Origin of the sequence: Flavobacterium psychrolimnae, from assembly GCF_003312425.1 — a bacterium.
Taxonomy (GTDB): domain Bacteria; phylum Bacteroidota; class Bacteroidia; order Flavobacteriales; family Flavobacteriaceae; genus Flavobacterium; species Flavobacterium psychrolimnae.
Map to the genome: position 1 here is coordinate 174,811 of NZ_QNUX01000007.1, position 20,992 is coordinate 195,802.

The 20,992-nt window shown below is 36.2% G+C and carries 19 protein-coding genes and 1 tRNA gene; 12 read left to right on the forward strand and 8 right to left on the reverse strand.

Going from position 1 to position 20,992, the window contains the following annotated elements:
* Positions 1–1,425, reverse strand: a complete 1,425-nt coding sequence (locus DR980_RS09405) for a RagB/SusD family nutrient uptake outer membrane protein (protein WP_317047926.1) — start codon at positions 1,423–1,425, stop codon at positions 1–3.
* 6 nt (positions 1,426–1,431) lie between these two features.
* Positions 1,432–4,497, reverse strand: coding sequence for a SusC/RagA family TonB-linked outer membrane protein (locus DR980_RS09410; RefSeq protein WP_113635407.1), 3,066 nt, complete (start codon positions 4,495–4,497; stop codon positions 1,432–1,434).
* A gap of 929 nt (positions 4,498–5,426) precedes the next feature.
* On the opposite strand from DR980_RS09410, the gene DR980_RS09415 reads away from it, so the two are divergent.
* Both DR980_RS09415 and DR980_RS09420 read left to right on the forward strand, forming a co-directional pair.
* Positions 5,427–5,654: a helix-turn-helix domain-containing protein gene (locus tag DR980_RS09415; RefSeq protein WP_113635409.1), complete on the forward strand. Its 228-nt coding sequence runs from the start codon at positions 5,427–5,429 to the stop codon at positions 5,652–5,654.
* 919 nt (positions 5,655–6,573) lie between these two features.
* Positions 6,574–7,134 (forward strand): hypothetical protein, encoded by a 561-nt coding sequence (locus DR980_RS09420; protein ID WP_113635411.1) that lies wholly within the window; start codon positions 6,574–6,576, stop codon positions 7,132–7,134.
* A gap of 343 nt (positions 7,135–7,477) precedes the next feature.
* Here the strand turns inward: DR980_RS09420 and DR980_RS09425 are convergent, their stop codons facing one another.
* Entirely contained in the window at positions 7,478–8,215 is a 738-nt protein-coding gene (locus tag DR980_RS09425; RefSeq protein ID WP_113635413.1) for an ATP-binding protein, read from the reverse strand.
* A 433-nt stretch (positions 8,216–8,648) separates the two neighbouring features.
* Here DR980_RS09425 and DR980_RS09430 point away from each other — a divergent pair, with 433 nt between their 5' ends.
* The 6 genes from DR980_RS09430 to DR980_RS09450 all read left to right on the forward strand — a co-directional run bounded on the left by DR980_RS09430 (position 8,649) and on the right by DR980_RS09450 (position 11,563).
* Complete coding sequence (locus DR980_RS09430; RefSeq protein ID WP_113635415.1) at positions 8,649–9,173, forward strand: hypothetical protein; 525 nt, start codon at positions 8,649–8,651, stop codon at positions 9,171–9,173.
* A 5-nt stretch (positions 9,174–9,178) separates the two neighbouring features.
* Positions 9,179–9,571 carry a helix-turn-helix domain-containing protein gene (locus tag DR980_RS09435; protein ID WP_113635417.1) on the forward strand — a complete coding sequence of 131 codons (393 nt, stop codon included), beginning with the start codon at positions 9,179–9,181 and terminating at the stop codon, positions 9,569–9,571.
* Positions 9,572–9,575: 4 nt separating this feature from the next.
* Positions 9,576–10,019 (forward strand): hypothetical protein, encoded by a 444-nt coding sequence (locus tag DR980_RS09440; RefSeq protein ID WP_113635419.1) that lies wholly within the window; start codon positions 9,576–9,578, stop codon positions 10,017–10,019.
* A gap of 90 nt (positions 10,020–10,109) precedes the next feature.
* A tRNA-OTHER gene (locus DR980_RS16350) sits at positions 10,110–10,180 on the forward strand.
* Positions 10,181–10,193: 13 nt separating this feature from the next.
* Positions 10,194–10,397 carry a YqaE/Pmp3 family membrane protein gene (locus DR980_RS09445; RefSeq protein ID WP_113635421.1) on the forward strand — a complete coding sequence of 68 codons (204 nt, stop codon included), beginning with the start codon at positions 10,194–10,196 and terminating at the stop codon, positions 10,395–10,397.
* Positions 10,398–10,717: 320 nt separating this feature from the next.
* Positions 10,718–11,563, forward strand: a complete 846-nt coding sequence (locus DR980_RS09450; protein ID WP_113635423.1) for an RteC domain-containing protein — start codon at positions 10,718–10,720, stop codon at positions 11,561–11,563.
* Positions 11,564–11,634: 71 nt separating this feature from the next.
* On the opposite strand, the gene DR980_RS09455 is transcribed toward DR980_RS09450, so the two are convergent.
* A complete protein-coding gene (locus DR980_RS09455; protein WP_113635425.1) occupies positions 11,635–11,970 on the reverse strand; it encodes a hypothetical protein in 336 nt (111 codons plus the stop codon).
* Positions 11,971–12,570: 600 nt separating this feature from the next.
* On the opposite strand from DR980_RS09455, the gene DR980_RS09460 reads away from it, so the two are divergent.
* The 3 genes from DR980_RS09460 (at position 12,571) to DR980_RS09475 (ending at position 17,289) form a co-directional block, all read left to right on the forward strand.
* Positions 12,571–14,007, forward strand: a complete 1,437-nt coding sequence (locus tag DR980_RS09460) for an AraC family transcriptional regulator (RefSeq protein ID WP_146779234.1) — start codon at positions 12,571–12,573, stop codon at positions 14,005–14,007.
* Positions 14,008–16,527: 2,520 nt separating this feature from the next.
* On the forward strand, positions 16,528–16,830 hold the full coding sequence (locus tag DR980_RS09470) for a hypothetical protein (protein ID WP_244199288.1): 303 nt from the start codon (positions 16,528–16,530) through the stop codon (positions 16,828–16,830).
* A 126-nt stretch (positions 16,831–16,956) separates the two neighbouring features.
* A complete protein-coding gene (locus DR980_RS09475; protein WP_113635429.1) occupies positions 16,957–17,289 on the forward strand; it encodes a YegP family protein in 333 nt (110 codons plus the stop codon).
* Between the two features lie 136 nt (positions 17,290–17,425).
* Here the strand turns inward: DR980_RS09475 and DR980_RS09480 are convergent, their stop codons facing one another.
* The 4 genes from DR980_RS09480 to DR980_RS09495 are packed head-to-tail and all read right to left on the reverse strand — an operon-like array spanning position 17,426 to position 18,993.
* Complete coding sequence (locus tag DR980_RS09480) at positions 17,426–17,602, reverse strand: hypothetical protein (RefSeq protein WP_167400554.1); 177 nt, start codon at positions 17,600–17,602, stop codon at positions 17,426–17,428.
* A complete protein-coding gene (locus DR980_RS09485; protein ID WP_244199289.1) occupies positions 17,589–17,780 on the reverse strand; it encodes a hypothetical protein in 192 nt (63 codons plus the stop codon). Before DR980_RS09485 ends, DR980_RS09480 begins: the two co-directional genes overlap by 14 nt.
* 60 nt (positions 17,781–17,840) lie before the next feature.
* Positions 17,841–18,284: a DUF5675 family protein gene (locus DR980_RS09490; protein ID WP_317047927.1), complete on the reverse strand. Its 444-nt coding sequence runs from the start codon at positions 18,282–18,284 to the stop codon at positions 17,841–17,843.
* On the reverse strand, positions 18,238–18,993 hold the full coding sequence (locus DR980_RS09495) for a hypothetical protein (protein WP_113635433.1): 756 nt from the start codon (positions 18,991–18,993) through the stop codon (positions 18,238–18,240). Before DR980_RS09495 ends, DR980_RS09490 begins: the two co-directional genes overlap by 47 nt.
* A 586-nt stretch (positions 18,994–19,579) precedes the next feature.
* On the opposite strand from DR980_RS09495, the gene DR980_RS09505 reads away from it, so the two are divergent.
* Positions 19,580–20,341 (forward strand): hypothetical protein, encoded by a 762-nt coding sequence (locus tag DR980_RS09505; RefSeq protein WP_113635437.1) that lies wholly within the window; start codon positions 19,580–19,582, stop codon positions 20,339–20,341.
* The last annotated feature ends 651 nt before the right edge of the window (positions 20,342–20,992 follow it).

Sequence of the window (20,992 nt, forward strand, 5' to 3'; positions counted from 1 at the left end):
TCAGTAACCGGGATTTTGAGGCAAAAGATTGGGGTTAACCAATAATTCGGTTTCAGGTAATGGCAGCAGACTGTCAGTAGCCTCCCATCCGGGTTTTACCACTGATAATACTGCATTAACAGTCCCGTAGCGTTTAAGATCAAAGAAGCGGTGGCCATATTCAGTAAACAGTTCCACTCTTCGTTCACGTAATACCGCATCGATAATCGCTATATCTGTTACCGCAGTGGTATTACCAAGACCAGCGGCAGTCCGAATTACGTTTAAATCTTCTTTTGCTCCAATCAAGTCTCCTTGTCTTGCTCGGGCTTCGGCTCGGATCAAATACTGCTCGCTAAGGCGTAACACAACAGAATACTCAACCGAAGTACCCGAATTACCTTTAGTCTTATACTTGTCAGCATGGTACCAAGTACTGCTTGCTTTTGTAACCGCCTTCGTCCAAGTACTTTTTCGCAAATCTCCCGCTTCAAATGCTGACATCAGCGAAGGCGACAGTACAACTAATGGCGGTGGTCCGGCAGTAAAAATAAAAGTCGTCGCTTCGTCAGTATTCTGTCCGGCCACACCCGGCATAAATTGCCAGATGGTTGTCGTGGACTGCTTTTTAAAGGTTGCAGCGAGATTGACTACCGATCGATACAAATCAGTATGATTCAATACTGCCGAAGCCTCGTTTGCCGCTTCCGCCCAATTGCCATTATACAAATATACTCTTGCTAATAGTGCTCTTGCGGCAAAACGATTCGGGCGAACTCGATCAGTGCTGATATAGGCTTCCGGAAGTAAAGTAGAGGCTTCTTCAAGGTCGGCAATTAGTTTTGGATATAAATCCATAGCGGACATTTTTGCCGCCTTACTGTTTATCCTATAATCGGTACTGGTGATGTAAGGGGTAGCTCCATAAAGCTGTACTAAATATAAATGTACCAATGACCTCGCAAACAAAGCTTCGCCGCGAAGCTGATCTCTATCAGTTTGTAAGAGAGCAGTAGATTTTTGTATACCCTCAAGTACTGCATTGGCACCATAAATTTGGCTATAGCTGTTATTCCATAACGTTGAAACATCTCCAAAAGAAGGAAGTAATGCATTAGCATAAAAAAAAGAAATCCCTTTGGTATCATCACCAAAATAATCCAGCTCGTCTGCATAAGCACCAATCGCAACAGACACTCCCGAAGAAGTCCCACTGAAGATACCCGTTTTGCGCATCTTGACATATACTTCTACCATGGCAGCGTTAGCACTCATTTTATCCTCAAAAACCGCGGAGGCTGTCAATTGTGTAGGAGGTAAATCTACTGTTACATAATCATCACAACTGCTAACCGCAAAAAATGATAGAGCACAAACAAAACTTTTGGAGACAGTCTTTTTAAAACTTCCCCCTATATAATTCCATATATTCATAATAGTAGTCATTAAAGATTAAAAAGTAAGTTGCACACCCGCACTAAGCATACGTAACGGCGGTAGAAATCCTGTGGTTTTAAACTCAGGGTCAGTTCCGGTATAAGGCGTAAAAGTCAATAGGTTTTGCCCTTCTACATACAAACGACATTGCAGTTGTCCGGTCCAGTTTTGTGGCAGATCATAGGAGAGTGATACATTTTTCAACCTGATGTAGGACGCATCAGTAACCACACCATCACTCGCTTGGAAATTATTGAAGGCTTTACCGGCATCAGAATTAGAACTGGTCGTGTACATCTGATAGGCTGTTACATCCCCAGCCTGCTGCCAGCGGTCTGTAACCGATACCGGTTGATTAGATAATAATCCCGGACGGGCAAAAATATAATCATTACTGTAATTTTGCTGTTTTACAAACTGAAAAAGGAAATCCAGCCTCAATCGCTGATAGCGCAACTGATTTTGTAACCCTCCGTAAAACGATGGATTGAAATCGACTATGGTTTTCTTATCTTTCTCAGCCGTCAACACTCCGTCACCATTTACATCCTCAAAAGTATAAACTCCTGTCTCTGGATTGATACCCGTGTAGTGATACAACAATTTTATGTTTATAGGCTCTCCTATTACGAACTGATTTTTATAAGTAGAAGCCGCAAGGTTAGGGAACGATACCAACTTATTTTTCATAAAGGAAATATTGAAATCGGTTGTCCAGGAGAAATCCTTCTTTTGTAAATTGACAGTGCGCAAACTCAGTTCTGTCCCGGAATTGGCTACAGTTGCATCAAGATTGGCTTGTATAGAAGTAAACCCTGTGGTACCCGGCAGTGGGACGCCCACCAACTGGTTCGATGAGCGATTATCATACCATGCCCAAGTGAGGAAAATACGATCTTTTAGAAAACCTGTTTCTAGTGCAATTTCCATTTTACTATTGGTCTCCCAACCAAAATCAGGATTAAACAACCGTGTAGGTTGAATACCGGTGATACCTTGATACCCGTTTGAGGTCGTACTGTAAGTATCCAAAAACTGGTAATCTCCTATTTGGTCACTACCCGTTGTTCCATAACTGGCTCTTAATTTTCCAAAACTTAAGATACTGTTATTGGCTAAAAAGGCTTCTCGAGAAAACAGCCATGCGGCTCCTATAGCACCAAAAGTAGCAAACTGTTTTCCGGGACCAAAACGGCTTGAACCATCTCGACGACCGGTTAAGTTCAAAATATAGCGGTCTTTATAGGTGTAGTTTGCCCTAGCAAAGAAGGCCTGATATTTGTATTGTGATGCATCATCCGCCACTACATAGATGGCACTTGCTGCCGCAAGCGTATTCAATAGGCTGTTGCTTGTAAAACCATCTGCAAATAATATCAACTGGTTACCTTCCTGCTGTTGGAACGTTCCTCCTACCAATACAGAAACCTTGGAATCATTCCATTGCCTGTTGAAATCTAATTGTGGCTCTACACTGTAGGACTGTCGATTATTGGTATTGCGATACAGTGAAGAGTAACTGCTGCCAAAGCCCAAGGATGGGTTGTAAAGCGTTGAGGGGTTAGTTCTTCGCTCGTTGTGACGCAAATCAGTAAAGCCAAAAGCGGTGCGAAAGTCCAGTCCTTCCACAATACGGTAGGACAACTGTGAATTAGCAATCAAACTTTGCGATTTTGCAAGATAAGAGGCATACAATAATCGCAGTGGGTTATTCCAGCTCCCATTTTCCCAATTCAATTTTCCTTCTGCGTCATACAAGGCTGGCGCATTGGGTGCAAGAATGCGGGAATCACGTGTCAAATCTGTTGCTGGTAGGTCATTGCCCTGCATAGTATATCCTACTGAAAAATTAGCACGAAAACGTTCGTCCTCGGAGGCATGGCTAAAATTACCGCGAACACTTGTCCTATTGAAATTAAAATCTCCCGGGAAAACCGTAGTTTCTTTATGGTAGTTGGCTCCGAGATAAAACTGGTTGCGCTGGCTTCCTCCTGTAACACTAGTTTGCACATCGGTCAATTCAGATGTGCCACCGGTAAGTTCCCGTTGCCAATCGGTATAACGGGTTGGACTCCAAGTTCCATTCACATCGTAAGCACTTGTAGGGAATGTTGTGATACCGTCATTGGCAAAGGCCTCCTTACGCATTTCCAAATATTGTTGTGTATTCATCAAATCCATAAAACGGGTAACAGTTCCAGTTCCACGGGACACGTTGGCGGTATATTGTGTTTTTCCCTGCTTTCCTTTTTTAGTGGTGATTAGCACAACACCATTGGCACCACGCGAACCATAAATAGCTGTAGCATCGGCATCTTTTAAAATTTCGATACTCTCTATCTCGGTTGGGCTGATAATGCTGAGTGGACTGGCTGATCTTGGCAGTACACCGGTAGTATTGCTGTTGCCAATGACTTCCGAAGCAAACGGCACACCATCTACAATGTATAATGGTTCGTTTCCACCGGCGCGCAGACTATTCTGTCCTCGTATCTGGATATCAAAACCGCCTCCCGCAACGCCTGTTGTCTGGGTTACGTTCACGCCTGCCATCCTACCCTGCATTGCAGCAAGCATATTATTTACAGGTTGTTTTTCGATGGTTGCAGCGGAAATCTTAGCGATACTTCCAGTACGTTCGCTTTCTTTAACGCTGTAATAACCCGCATTAATTTTCACTTCCTGCAGTTGGGTAGCATCTTCTTGTAGGCTTACACTAACTACAGTACGTCCACCAATTGGAATATTTAAAGTGGTATACCCTACGAAAGAAAAAACAAGAACATCAGTGGCCATTGCCGTTATACTATATTTACCTTGATAGTCTGTAATAGTGGCTGTTGATTTTCCCTGAACTGATACAGTAACGCCGGGCAGTACACCCTGACTGTCACTTACAGTTCCGGTAATTACAATAGATTGTGTCATCCCGAGCATGTGATATGGAGAGGAGGACAGCCAGTGGCTGTCAGGTATGCCGCTCTTTTCTCGGGCTAATGACTTAGTAGTATAAAGGAAGCAGTAAATCCCTAAAAGTAAAGGAATCCACCATTTACACTTAAATAATGAAAATATATTCATAATTTTGGTTTAGTTAAATGAAACGTTAGTTTTGTTAGCATTGGTCCTCTTTTCAGTTGTCCAGACGGTTGGAGGGCCTTTTTTTTTGTCGTTGCGAGGCACGAAGCAATCGCACTATTATTTATTTTATCATAGGCAAGCGGTTTTATTTATGGTAGTTGGTTGTTATGAAATACTAAATAACCTATTTTAGTTAAAACAGTCGCAACCATAAAACCAAAGACATATAAGTGTTATGAATGCTATTATTAATGTAGCTATTATTTGTTTGTAGTACTTCATATTAATATTTACTTGTTTAAAAGGTTAAGTGCTTTTTTTGTTAGCGACTAAAAAACAACCTGCACCTTGTGATAACTAACTCAAATTAAATTATGTCCATTTTATTCAAAAGGTTTTTCGGTGCAGGAGTTTTCTAGGCATTATAGTTTTGTCACCCTGATAAGTCCATACTGAGCGAAGTCGAGGTTCAGACGAAAGGCTTAAATAAGAATAGTTTTTAAATCATAGGCTCATGGGTTTTAGTGGTTAGACTAGGTAACAAATGAATGCGAGACTATTAAAATGAAGAAGTATTGCTTAGAACAAGCTGAGGTATAGCCATAAAAAAATGGCATGGAACTCAGCTTATATCGCTCCAAGGTACTGGTATACCCGCACACGAATAAGTGAGCCCACGCCATGGGACGTGAGCATCTTACTTATCATCTCGCGTGCTAAAAGTACCAGTTTTTGGAACGAGATTCTAAGCGAATGCTTCAAATATTTTATATGAAGAATCGCAAAATTATTTATTTAAATGCTCAAAGCAAATATTATTTAATAATTATTTCAATAATAAACAAATATAACAAAAAAAAGTTATTTGTTATAAGTTCTTATAACATTTTTTAAAAAAAATATAGCGCCTTTTGTTTAAAAGCTAAAAAATGGACAAACATAAGGAAGAGAAGTTAAAAAAATTCGGTGTGCATATCAAAAAACTTCGCACTGACTTAAATTTGAGTCAAGATAATGTTGCCTTAAATAGTGATAAACTTATTAAAGCCACAATAAGTGATATTGAAAATGGCAAAAGAAATTTATCTTTTACTACACTTTTAGATTTAGCAAAAGGACTTGGTAAACACCCCAGAGAATTATTAGATTTTGATTAAGATCAATAACATTTTAAAGAGTTAAATAAGGATGCTATTATGGATCTTTATTTACTTTTTACAATCTACCAAAAATACATATCGAATTTTCCAAATTGCATACTATATAAAAAAATTAAACACCTATTTTGAATTCAATTAAAGATTCAAAATATGAAATGGTACGAAATTATAGGAATAATTGTGGTATGGGTTTTAGGTCTTTATGTGATAGGGAAGTTTTATGAGTCCATGAGGGATTATTTTTATAAGGACTCCCTCTGGTGCTCGTTTGCAACGAGTACCTACTTACTTGTGCGAATTAAATAAAGCGTTTGCAACGCGGCTCTTATAATGAGATTACCATAAAGGTTCGATATTTACATTACAAAAAACAGTGTTATCTTCCCCCTATGGTGCCCCCTCTGGTGCTCGTTTGCAACGAATACCTACTTACACATACGAATTAAATAAAGCGTTTGCAACGCGGCTCATATAATGAGATTACCATAAAGGTTCGATATTTACATTACAAAAAACAGTGTTATCTTCTTCGTAATTCCCCTCTGGTGCTCGTTTGCAACGAGTACCTACTTACTTGTGCGAATTAAATAAAGCGTTTGCAACGCGGCTCTTATAATGAGATTACCCCTCTGGTGCTCGTTTGCAACGAGTACCTACTTACTTGTGCGAATTAAATAAAGCGTTTGCAACGCGGCTCTTATAATGAGATTAACATAAAGGTTCGATATTTACATTAAAAAAAACAGTGTTATCTTCCCCCTCTGGTGCCCCGCTCCGCAAAGTCTCATGACTTTGCGCTTTTTTTTTAAATTCTTAAAAGACCTAAACGCAATAAAAGTCTCCTGACTTTTTCCGATAAAATCTTTAATAATTGAATGTTTTTCAAATAATTATATAAAACGCCATCATTTTCTTAATGGAAGTGGCAAGCTTAAAATCTATAGTTTCAATGCCTGGTATTTTTTCTGTTATTTTAGAATCCTTTGCTAATATTATTATCATAAAGCAAAATAAACAAGAAAAGTTAATCAATGATAAAGATCTCGTTGGAAAAATAATTTATGACATGAATACAGTCATAGATAAACATGCGAAAAAAATATATCCTGAAGCTGAAATAAAAATAAGACGAAGAATAAATGAAATTAACAAACCTATAAATCTTAATCGATTAACCAATGCTGAGAAGCTGAGAGCGCCCTTTGATCAGTTAAAAATAAAGCTCACAGCAGAAGAAGAAAAAGCTCTTGATTATCGTAATTATCTTCTGCACGGAAACATTTTGATGAATAATGAGCTAGAAAGAACTAATGAAGAAATAGATAATCACATGTTACATGTAAGCGCCAAGTTATATACCTTGATTAGCAAACTAATTTTAAAAAGCTGTGGATATGAAGGTTATGTAATTAATTATTCTAAATTCTATGAGAAAAATTCAATAAATTCCAAAGAAGATTATTTTGAGTATATTTAAAAAAACAGATTTACAATACCACCCGCACCTGCGAAGTAATCAATACCATTTATACAATTACTCTTTGCAAAAGTTGTTGAAAGGTTTATAAAAGTTATTGTTTTTACAAACAAGATTGCAAATGACATTTACATTAAGTAGTGATAAACAATGCATTTACTATTTATAACATTATTAAAAAAGTTAATTTTTCTGCAAAGATTTGCAAAGAAAATGTATTTCAATAACCCAAAAACCTATCGATATTCTTTATAAAAACTTCCCAAAGTTTACAAAACTGCAAAGAAACCTGCAAAGAAAACCATCGCTAATCCCTTGTTTTTCAACATATTTTTCTTTGCAATCATTTTTTAATTTTATAGGTTCTTTGATTATGTTTTATCTCTCTTGCAATTTCCACGAAATCTTTTTCTATCATTTCGGCAAAAAGTCTTGATACGTAGGACACGTCTGAATCAGCAAGATTAAGTAACTTTCTGGCAGCTTCATTGTCTATTTCATCTGCACTGTCAAGGTATCTGATAATTGCTTCAATCTGCCTGGCTTTTTCTTGCTTCTTTAATTTGGAATAGCTAATTTTATCTTCGGTAGATGCTAATTTGTTTTTATGGATAATATATTTAACTCCTGAAGTTTTTCCGGTTGTTTCTATAAATTCTATTTCTTGCAATTCTTTTAATATTCTTCGTAATTGGTATTGGTTGACAAACGGGTTAGCTTCCAATTGCTGAAATGTTTGTTTCTTTTCGGTGTAAATACAATTGATTACCAATAGTTTTTCTAAATCTATATCAGTACCCGTAATTTGTTTGAATTCGTGACTCAATTCTGCTAATTTTTCAGAATAGACATCAGCATCAACTCTAAAAATAATAGAATGTTCGTTTTGTATTGATTTAGGTAAGTTTTTTCCTTTAGACAATAAGGCTGTAAATATTTTATCAAAACCAGTACCTGCTTTTTCGGCATAACTTACTTCCCGCATCACATCCATAATATTAGGATTACGAGGATTTGTTTTACGAAGAAAGTTCGTTTCATCTATACCTTGTGGAAAATGCCCCGCTCCGCAAAGTCTCATGACTTTGCGCTTTTTTTTTTAAATTCTTAAAAGACCTAAACGCAATAAAAGTCTCCTGACTTTTTCCGATAACATCTTTAATAATTGAATGTTTTTCAAATAATTATATAAAACTACAAAGTAGCAGACCTATTATTTTGTAGTTTTTTTTCTATATTTGAATTACAAGTAAAATGAATTCTTATATTTCAAATATATTTTCAGGATAAGTCAGAATAATACAGCGACCAGCTTTTCGCGATCTAACGATTTTGAACTGGCGAGAGAGTTAGCGCTTAGATCGATAAAATAGCAGAAACCTAATCAGTCATGGTGAAATGTAAATGGAAACTATGAAAATACAGATAGCTACTCTAATTAAACAGTATATATAACAAGTTAATCTATAAATATTAACTTAAAAGTGAATAATAATTTGGAAAATAACTTATAAGTGAATACTTTTGCACATATAAAACCAATAGCACAATACAATAAGGTTTCTTATTATTCTGTTTGTATAGAAGGTAATGAAATTTCTCTTTTTGAGGAGTTTATAACGCATCATACTAGCACTAACAAAAAGAAATTAAACCATGTGTTGGATTGGATTAAACTAATAGGAAATAAATATGGCGCACAGTCTCATTTATTTAGACCCGAAGGAGAAACTGCTGATGCTTCGGCATTACCTCCCAAAGGTATCGAGAGAAAACCTCATTACACCGAGTACGGCAAAAAGAAAGCAAACAATATCCGTCTGTATTGCTTAAGAGCCAATGAAAATGTAGTGTTTTTATTTAATGGCGATATTAAAACTGCCCATTATGCACAAGATTGTCCAAATGTCCGAAAACATTTCAAATTAGCAAACAAACTTACAAAAGCGATTGACAGTGCTTTTGCAAACAAAGACATCGTTTGGAACGATGATTGTACAGAAATCGATTGTGAAGATGATTTTAAACTACAATTCTAAAAATTATGAAATTTCCCAAAAATAATAGTATTGACACTTGGCTTGATGAAAATGGAAGCCCTGAAATAGCAAAACTTGTAGAAAAGAATCTTGCTATTGCTGACAAAATTCAAGAACTACTCAAAGATCGAGGTTTAAAACCCGCTGATTTAGCACGTATGCTTGAGAAAAAACCATCTGAAATAAGCAAATGGCTAACAGGCACACACACATTTACTACCAAAACAATTACTAAAATAGAAACAGTATTAGGTGAAGACATTATTCATATCGAGGCTCAAAAAGAATATGTTTATTTAAAAGTTCATGTCAATCAAGAAGAAGAATTAGAAGATACACTATTTGAAAATTCAGAGGTTTTTGCAACAGTAAGCGGTTTAGATAAGAAAGTATCATAATTTTATGGATAATAATGAAATAGTACCATCTAAAATCCATTTAAATAACATTAGATGGGAAAAAGAAAACACTTTTTTGGTATCTGAAAAATTAGAGAAGAAACCTACTTACGATATTAATATTGCTCATAATATGATGCATAACTTGGAAAAGGAGGTTGTCAAAATCAGACTTTTTCTGGATGTTAGCGCGGTTATTGATGAAAAAACAATAAATCAAGGTGGTAATTATGAGGTTGATTTCTTTTTCAAAATAGAAGATTTGAAAGACCATTATCAAATAAATAATGAAAAACCATTATTTAGTGGCGTTTTTGTCTGTACCCTTTTAGGAATTTCCTATTCTACTTTAAGGGGTATGGTATTTACTTTATGGAAAGACACATTCTTGAGTTCAATTATTTTACCTGTTATTGCAGTACCTGATTTATTAAAAAGCAAAAAATAATCAAACTAGAAAACAAGACAATAACTTATGTCCCATGCTCTTCGAGGTCGGGATACCCCGCTAATATCGGGTATATTATGAGTTTTATCAAACAAGCTATAAATTAAAAACATCCCGATTTTTAATCGGGACGGTCGAAGGTTCGAATCCTTCTGCTTTTACAAATAAAAAAATATGAGATACGTTTTAGCGTTTTTTCTGCCATGGCTATCCTTGCTATTACAAGGTAAAATTGTATCGGGCATCTTTTGTCTAGTTTTACAAATCACAATTATAGGTTGGATTCCTGCTTGCATATGGGCTTTTAGTTCCTTAAACAGGATGTATGCCGATAGAAGAACAGCTACGATTATCACGGAAATGAGAAAAGCAAATTAAATCCAAACTCTTCAAAGCAGTTTACCGCTCAGCATCCCTCAGCTCTTCAAGGTCTCCCGACCTCGAACAACTACCTTTTATCCGAAATACCGCAAATAAAAATATGCGGTGATTACTTTCATTTATCACCGCATTTTTGCGGTAAATACAAATGATATTTACCGCATGAGCATTAAAAAACAAAGTATGCAATTCGGGAATTTCGCTATTCAATTCGGGAATCGAACACCACACCATTTGCAACCCACGCAACCATCAAATAGATTTACCTCCCGATTCAATTACTGAATCAGTCAAATTGTAAATCTAAAACTGCTCGAATGAAATTGTTTGCTGAATCCTTGATGTCTGAGTTAGAACATCAGTTAAAATTAATCCATCTGGAAACAGAAAATCCGGTACAGTCGGCCGAGCAGGCAATAACTAATAGCGTTGGTGCCTTAGAGAAACTAAAAACCTTTTTCATAAAATACAAACGGCTAAATAAAACAGAGGAAATAGAATTCTTTCGGGACATCAAGCCAAAGTTTGCTAGCAAATTGATTTACTACAACGAAATCTATACTATTGAAACCAACAAACCATTGGGTTCCCAAAAAACAATAGGCAAATATTATAAAGCTGAACTCCTTAAATTAAAAGTCTTTTTCATGGAGAACCAGGAGTTTTACCGTTACTACCGCACCGGCAACAACTGCCTAGATAATAAATATTTTATACGGGCAAAATATGATCTTAAACTAATGCTTGACAGTTATTATTTTCAAGCAGACCATCGCTTCAATACCTCTCATGACTATAAAGTGGCTTGCATACTAGCAAACGATGATATAAAAGTTTTTCTGGAAGAGCAAATAGCAAAATTAAACCGAAAGACAATAACAATACAATCACCTTCCCAACTTCCTAAAGGCCCAAAATGGACAGGGTCAAAAGTTGAACTGATAGAATTGATTTATGCACTCCATGCAGAAGGCGTTTTTAATAACGGAGGTTCAAAACTAAAAGAGGTCACAACTTTTTTTGAGTACTCTTTTAATATTGATTTAGGACAGTTTAACAGGGTCTTTCTGGAAATCCGGAAAAGGAAATCAGACAGAACAAAATTTCTGAATACGCTCAAAAACAAGCTTACCATCCGTATGGAAGAAGCTGATGAAAATTAATAAAGGCTGCTCAAAATCGAGCAGCCTTTTAAAATTGATCAACAAAATGCTTATCTTAAAACTGAAGTCGACTACTCAGTACCCTCAATGAAACGGGTTATGAGCTTTTTCCAGTCCGGGTCAATAATCTTATCTGCATCCGTAGCCGAATAAGTGATAATACTATCAGGTGCATGATAAGCCTCAAGTATCGCATTAGGAATACGCTTGGTTGAGGCGTAGGTATCTTCACTGTTGGCATGCACTAAATCTTCTTTTCGGGAATCATAATAAGGGTATTCATTCTTCGCATCTACCTTAACTAAAGTTTCATCTGATACATAGGGCGAATCGGCAGTACAGGAATCAAGTGTAAACAAAAAGGACAAGCAAATTAAAGTGCTAAAACCTGGATAGAATTTTTTCATTTTGGTTAATGTTTTTAAATGTTACTGATTACTTTTTTTTCATCAGTTCATTTCTCCCGGGGTAATCTGAACAATGTTGGTGCAGGTTTTACTCATAACAAAACCTTTTGAATTCATGGCAAAACTAATGAGTCAGTTCCTCCTCGACAAGCCAACAACTATTCAGTTCGAGAATCTATTATATGCAATTCCCGAATTGAATACTGAACTTTTTTAGATAAACAACAAACATCCAGAAACTTACACACAGAAAGACAGAAAAGCCATTTGTCGCGGTAATTCTAGCATCTATTAAGTTATTTTAGTTACATTTATTTTACTAGAACAGAGTGTTAAACTCATTAATGCTGTACCTTCTATCAGAAAGCCCCCCAATCTCTCAGAAATATGACGAAAAAATACTTACTTATAATATGGGTATGCCTACAGTACAATGCCTATGCACAACAAAATATTTTTGTAATTCCGGATAGTCTTTCAACTAAAAGCTATGAATATTTTAGCAACAACATACTTTATGAGGAAAAAGATAGCATCAACGAAAGGTTGTATGCACAATCATGGTTAGCTAAAGCAAAACGGGAGAAAAACTTCGGTCAAATGACGCAGTCTTATAAAGCTTTAATTTATACAAGCGATAATAAGCTACAACTAAAATATGCCGATAGTATGTTGACAGCAGCTAAACGTACAGCCGACATGGAATTAATCGGATCGGTCTACATGACGAAAGGGATTGTACAATACGATCTTAAAGAGCACATGAATGCACTCGATAGCTACCTGATGGCAGACGAATACATTTCAAAGACAAACAACCACTACCTAATATATAAAGTAAAATATGTTATTGCTCAGGTCAAATATTACCTTGGATTTTACGATGAGGCAACAACATTATTTCAAGAATGTGTAAACTATTTCAAGGAAAAAAATGACCGTGCCTATCTAAATTCACTTCACTCTTTAGGTCTTTGCTACAGCCGTACAAGTAAATATAAACTGTGTAGCCAGATCAATCAAACGGGACTAAGCGAGGGTCTGCGATTAAAAAATTTAGAAATGGAACCCTACTTCATCCATTCCGAAGGAGTAAACCAGTATTTCAAACACAATTATGCGGATGCAATAAAGAAATTGACAAAGACACTGCCTGTTGTGATAGATAATAAAGACTTTATAAACGAAACGACCGCCTATTTTTACATCGGAAAAAGTTACTGGGCTCAAAAATTGCAGGAAAAAGCATTACCCTACTTAAAAAAGATAGATGAAGCTTTCCAAAAACAAAAGTATATACGTCCTCATTTACGGGAAGCCTATGAAATATTAATTGATTATTATCAGCAACGAAACGACAAAGTGTTGGAGTTATATTATGTCAAAGCCCTTTTAGAAGTAGACCAAGTGCTGCTTAAGGACTACAAATACCTTTCAGGTAAAATACACAAAGAATACGACACAAAAAAACTACTTGAAAGGCAAAGAAACATTGAACAATACTGGACAGTTGTAGCCTGCATAATAATTACAATAATGACAGCTATCATTGTAGTACTTGTGCTCAGACACTATAAAAATAAAAGATTATTTGAAGAGTTGATGAATCGCAAACCCGAAACGCCACAATCATTGGTTTCAAACAATACCGGTAAAGAGACCGAACTCGATATCAATCCCGAAGTGATTGCCGCTATTCTAAAAAATCTGGAAAAATTTGAGCGAAATAAAAAATATCTCGAAAAAGACATGTCTTTGGCAAAAATGGCTTCATTATTAAACACTAATGTGAAATATGCCTCAAAAATTATAGCACGATATCGCAACAAAGGAACTGTTGACTACATCACCCATTTAAAGATTGACCATATCATAGAATTACTAAAAAATGAAAACAAATACCGCAATTACACTAACAAAGCATTGGGTGAGGAATCAGGTTTCGGTTCCACCCAAATCTTTACACGAGCATTCAATAACCGAACAGGCCTCTCTCCAACCTACTTCATCAGTAAATTAAAAAGTCAACAACATTAATAATAATAATAATAATAATAACTCCGTAAACAATCTTCACACCCCTTAAACTAAAAACGTCAAAAAACAACGAAAAAACGAAGTGGCAGCAGTCCGCGAGTTGAGGAAGGAGGACGAACGGCTCGGGCTGAGGAATGGAACTTTGAGGTAGTTTTCAAGCTTTTAATTTTAAGGCTTGATCTTTTGCATCAAGGCAAATCGAAGATTCAGACACCCGAGCGAAGGGAACAGGCGAAGCAAACACCAGTTAAAATAAAATTTTAGTAAGCTAAAAGAAAAAGATCGTCTTCAAGATATAAAATAGTACCGGCAACATCAATCGCTCTTACAAACCCTCCTCATACCGCCCTTAAATAAAAAGCATAGAAAAACAACGATGAAGTGAAATGGCAGCAGTCCGCGAGTTGAGGACGAAGGACGAACGGCTCGGTCTGCGGAACGGACTTTTCGGTAGTTTTCAAGCTTTTTATTTTCCGGCTTAAAATCGAAGATTCATGAATTCAAAAAAAACAATAAAAACCAGTGAATAATTTTTGTTTCTTTTGTTTCAAGACAAAAGAAAAAATCATCTTCTTCAATAAAAACAGTCTGTGCTCGAAAATTCACGAACTCCAATAAATTAATAAATTGTGAATAGTCTGAACAAAAGAAAATATTGTCCTTCAGAAATAATAATAATAATAATAATAACTCCGTAAACGCTCTTCACTCCACTCTACCCCCGCCCTTAAATTAAAAATGTCAAAAAACAACGAAAAAACGAAGTGGCAGCAGTCCGCAAGTTGAGCTTGAAAAGCGAACGGCTCGGGCTGCGGAACGTAGTTTTGAGATAGTTTTTAAGTTTTGAATTTTCAGGCAGTGATTTTTTGTTTCTTTTGTATCAAGACAAATCGAAGATTCAGTGAACACCAGTTAAAATAAAATTTTAGTGAACTAAAAGAAAAGATAATCTTCAAGACACCAAGCAGTACAGGGAAAAACAAACGTTTCTTTGATACCTCTTCGGACCGCCCTTAAATAAAAAGCATAAAAAACAACGAAAAAGTAAAGTGGCAGCAGTCCGCGAGTTGAGGACGAACGGCTCGGGCTACGGAATGGAACTTCGAGGTAGTTTTAAAGCTTTTATTTTGAGGCTTGATCTTTTGTTTCTTCTACATAAAGGCAAATCGAAGATTCAGACACCTAAACGAAGGAATAGGCGAAGGAAACACAACTTATAATAAAATTTTAGTAAGCTAAAAGAAAAAGATCGTCTTCAAGATATAAAATAGTACCGGCAACATCAATCGCTCTTATAAAACCTCTTCGGAACGCCCTTATATTTTTATGCCACAAAATCACGGTAAGAATTTAAGCGCTGGCCGCAGGGAGTGACCCCCGAGTCGAGTGTGAAACACGAGCGGCTGGGGTTGCGATAGGAAAATACGTCCGATGATTTTCGGTATAAAAATATTTAGGCTTGATCTTTTGTTTCTTTTGCATCAAGGCAAAAGAAAAGATCATCTTCAAGACACTTAGCAGTATCGATAACAGTAATCGCTCTTATAAACCCTCTTCGCACCGCCCTTATATTTTTCTACCAGAAAATCACGGTAAGAATTCAATCCAGATTCTGTATTAGACTTCGTTACGAAGCTGGATTATTCAATAAAAACAAGTGCTCACGGACTATTTTTAAATAAAGAATACTTTTGTATTTTGATTTTAAAAATGGGAGTACGTGCTCGGTTTTGCAGAAGAATTCAGATGCAGTAGATTTCTAATGCGGAACCTGGGTTTATGCGCTGGCCGCAGGGAGTGACCCCCGAGTCGAGTGTGAAACACGAGCGGCTGGAGTCGCGATAGGAAAATACGTCCGATGATTTTTGGGATAAAAATATTCACGCTTGATTTTTTGTTTCTTTTGTATCAAGACAAAAGAAAAAACACAATAAAAACCCAACATTTATATTAATCAAAATAAGTCAATAACCTCAACCACTTCAAAATAAAAAACCATTTTTTCTATCACAACTTGTGAACCACTTGTGATACAAAACGAATCAAAACCAACACTTTTGTGCCATAACAACCTAAAATATACTTCATGGCACTTGAAAACAATAGTACCGTAAACGTCATTAAAAACAGAATGCTTTACGAACAATTAACTATAATAGAAGACTTAAACGAATTTCGAAGTCTTATCCTTAATAATTTAATTGCAATCATTCAATCCAAACCTTTAAAGCAGAATCAATGACTAAAATCCAATGAAGTCCGAAAGCTCTTAAACATTTCACCCGGTACTTTACAAAACCGCTGAATTAATAAAACATTGACAGATAAAAATGCCGGTAGTAACTATTACAAAAAACAAGACATAGATAAACTACTTAAAGAGAACAAAATCAGCGCCCTCCTGTACCTTTTACATAATCAGCCCCGATACTAGTCTTCATTAATTGGAATCGATACACTGACTTGGGACAGCATTACTTAGTTCTTAAACCAATCAGCACCTTAGCACCTCAAAAAAAAATGAATTACATAAAACACCTAACCGGTTTCTTTGACCGTACTATACATGATCATAGCATCAACCCTACTCATATCAGTCTTTACATTACATTATTTCAATATTGGAATATAAATCGTTTTCAGAATCCGATAAGTATAACCCGTGAAGAAGTAATGAGCATTAGTAAAATTTGCTCCACCGCAACGTATCACAAATGCATGAGAGAACTAAATGAAAAAGGATATATCAAATACGAACCATCATTTAATCCCTTTAAAGGCAGTATGGTAATCCTTTTTAATTTTTCAGAAGACCTGAAATAAGTTCAACAAACAGTTGCTAAATGCATAACATGTACTAAAATTAATATAAAATAGTATCTAGCGTGTTAAAGCATTTAAATAAACAATTAAATTAGTGTTCTATAACGTTAATCAATCAATTTTAAAATGGGAAAATTTGTAATTACTAAAAGAGTAAATGGTGAGTTTCAATTTAACTTAAAGGCTAACAACGGCCAGATAATTCTTGCCAGCGAGGGCTACGGGACAAAGCCAAGCTGTCAAAACGGGATTGAATCCGTAAAGCATAATGCACAGGATGACACCAAGTTTGATCGCAAGACAGCTGTGAATGGTAAACCGTATTTCAATCTGAAAGCAACCAATGGCCAAATTATCGGTACAAGTGAAATGTATGAAACGGTAGCTTCTCGCGACAACGGAATTGAATCTGTTAAAAACAATGCGCCGGATGCAACAACAGAAGACCTGTCAAGTTAAATCAATAAAATAGTAGCACAGCTATTTGAGAAAATTATCCAATCAAATGCTACTGGTAGTGTAAACTAAAAAAGCCCATTCCTTTCGGTTTGGGCTTTTATTTAATTTAACATCAGTTGATAAAACTGGAATCAAACTATTTTTGGTACTTCTTAATAAAAAATTTAAGTACCAAAGATATTCCAAAACTCACTATAGCCCCTATGGCAGCCAATAAAACAGTTTTTAAAACATCCTCCGAATCCAAATTCGGCACAACACTCAAAAACGTACCACCGGCAGTCCCCATCAACGTAGGATTACTGCTTAGCATCTGGAACATGTTTCGAAACCTCCTGACTAGTAGTGGTAAGCTGACTAATAGCTGACAAAACACCACCGGCCACAGCAAGATACCCTCCAACGGTACTGACAGCAATAGGTAGCACAATCGGAGAAGTCAAAATAGCGGCACCTATAGCACCCACTGTAAGTCCGATATTCCGTAGCACTTTAAAAAATTTAGGAGTTGGAGCTTTCACTCTTTTTATTATATTCATAAGATTAAATGTTTAAGATTGAACAATTAAAGAAACTACCGCAGATTGCTCCAAAGCAGTGTAAACCAATTTTTTTATCAGGCTAAATGCCTGTCGGGATTGCAAACCTAATCCGGCACCGGAATGTTTTGTAACTGGAGCAATACAGCCATTTAATTCATTCATGGCATTATTTGCAGGATGCAACAAAATAAAGCTTCTGTTTTTTACAGCAACCACTTCAATATGCCATTGAAATTTCTGACTGTATCGCTTTCGCAATAAATAATAGCCTTCCGGTATACAGGAAATTCCCTTTTGATTTTCCTTCCAAGGCAATTCAATGGTTTTACAAATGAATTGACCGTCACATACAAGCTTCCCATTAGTTCCTTGAGAGAAATAACTTCTCGTGAGTACCAAAACCAATTTATAATCCACTAACCTGTACCAAGGATAATGGGTTATAAGAACCATTTTTCATTGGATACATTTGACCATTTACCTCCTGATAGAACTCCACTCCTAAAGCAAGAAATAAAGGCTTAACACTGTTAGGAGTAACCATATTAGTTTGACTAATAACATCAGATGCGACTGCATCCCACGGAAGAATATCAGTTTCAGAAGTGGAGGATACAAAACTCTCTGCTTCAAAATCAATTTCTGCTCCTGCGGAAATAATTTTAAAATGCGTGGTTCCGGAGGCAGCAGCAATCATATTTACGGGAATAAACGAAGCCAAATCAACTTTGATAGCTCCGGTTATGCGATCAATTGTGGCAGTATAAGGAGCAAATAAACTAGTTCCCAGCTTACCCCTGATATTGAACTCAAAACCGGTTAACAGTTCTGCCTCACCATCAATGATATTGCGCAAACCTCTTACACTTGTAACATCTGCTTGAATGACTTTTACCATTGCTTGGGTAAGTCGGCTCACCATTCTGCCATCGGCTGAATTTAAAAGTAGTCCTCGCAATGCTGTCCTTAGTACTTTTCCTGCCTTACCTGCTCTGCCAAATTCAGAACCATTTTCACGTGTTCTCTGAAAAGCAGGATCGTTCGCAATTCTGTTTGCGTCTATACCGCCTTTCTCACGAGCCAAGTGGCCGTCTTTAGTTTTGTAAAAAGTAATATCTCCGATAGTACCTTTCAATTTGATAATGCCTTTCTGTCTTGCCATAATCGATAAAATTTAAGTTTTTAAATATTTGAACTACACTTTCATCCTGAACATTTGTTGCAACTAAATTTGGAATGATTAGAGCAAAGATTCGATCAATTAAACCACTATTCAAAAAGCCATTGTCAAAAAAGGTACTAAAAAGCCTATTATTACCTTTTTTAGTCAACCCTTAAGTCATTAATTTTGATAACTTTACATAACAAAACCCAAGAATGGGATATAATAGACGAGAGTCTATAGAAGTAGATAATATATTAAATATAAAAATGTGATTGCAAGTAACATCAGGGTATGTATTTATCCAAAAGATGTACAACGTATTACTGGTAAAACATACCGCCAAGCAAGATTGTATCTGCACAAGATCAAACTAAACTTGAATAAAGAGCCACATCAACTACTCTCCATAGAGGAGTTTTGCGACTATTCAGGGCTTCAGCTGGAACATGTTTTACGTTGTATCATCGGATAGGATCAAAGGCAACTTAAATAGCGAACACATTTTTATAGAGTCCAGAAACCTGTTCAATAAGCTGTTCAAATAATACATAGGATGTAAGAAAAAAACAAAATAGGAAAATATATGGCAAAAATAATAGCACCCTTTCTAATCAAAGGAACAATAGAAGACATCAATTTTGTGGTAACAGCCGAAGGAGAAAATTATGCTCGTATGAGAGGAAACACAGGGGTTACTGCAGAGCAGTTCAAAAACAACCCCATTTATGACAGGATACGCGAACAAGGCCAGGAATTCGGACAATGCGCTAAAAAATCAGCTATATTTCGGCAACTGGCATTCAATTTCAATCAACGGGCAAAAGATGGGAGCGTAGCAGGCAGAGCTAACAAGCTGCTATTCGAAATTCTTCAGGAAGACGCAACCCAACCACAAGGAAAAAGAACCCTTACAGAAGGATTAAAAACTAGTGATGGCAAAGAAGCATTGCTGTTTTTCGAAAGTAATAAAATAAGACCTTTGAAAAAAGTGCTTAAAATAGGGTGGAATTACAAACCCGAAAATAGGACATTCATACTGAGTGATTTCATGCCCAGTCAACATTTAGATTGGCCAGAGGAAGCAACTCATGTACAAATAGCAATAGCTACAGCCAACTGGGATTATGAAAAGGATATATTGAACACTTGCTACAGCACAGAAGTAACACTGGAAAAAATGGGTGAAAAACAAAACATAACACTACTCACAGCTAAGCCATTGGGCGACCAACTGCACCTCACATTCTTATTCATAGGATTTCTCAAACAAGAACGAAAAAAATTAAAATTCTTGCATAGAAAATACAACACTACAACAGTAATTGCCCACCACACTCCTATATAGGATTAATGAACACTCACTTCTACTATCATAATTCTTTTTGGAATAGTCTTTACTCATTTTACCCAAATCACCTATAGTATGATTTTCGCCTCCCTTTAGGGTCGGGGTAAAACGAAAATTTCAAACAATAGCTCTAAATTTTCGGCTCCCTTTAGGGTCGGGGTAAACGAAAATTTACCCTCTTCTCATCGCCCTTATATTTTTCTACCAGAAAATCACGGTAAGTATTTAAGGGTTGGCCGGAGGGAGTGACCCCCGAGTCGAGTGTAAAACACGAGCGGCTGGGGTCGCGATAGGAAAATACGTCCGATGATTTTTGGGATAAAAATATTCAGGCTTGATCTTTTGTTTCTTTTGTATCAAGACAAATCGAAGTTTCAGTGAACACCAGTTAAAATAAAATTTTAGTGAACTAAAAGAAAAGATAATCTTAAAGACACCAAGCAGTACAGGGAACAAAAAACGTTGCTTTAATCCCTCTTCGGACCGCCCTTATATTTTTAGTCAAAAAAATCACGGTAAGAATTCAACCCAGATTCTGTATTAGACTTCGTTACGAAGCTGGATTATTCAATAAAAACAAGTGCTCACGGACTATTTTTAAATAAAGAATACTTTTGTATTTTGATTTTAAAAATGGGAGTACGTGCT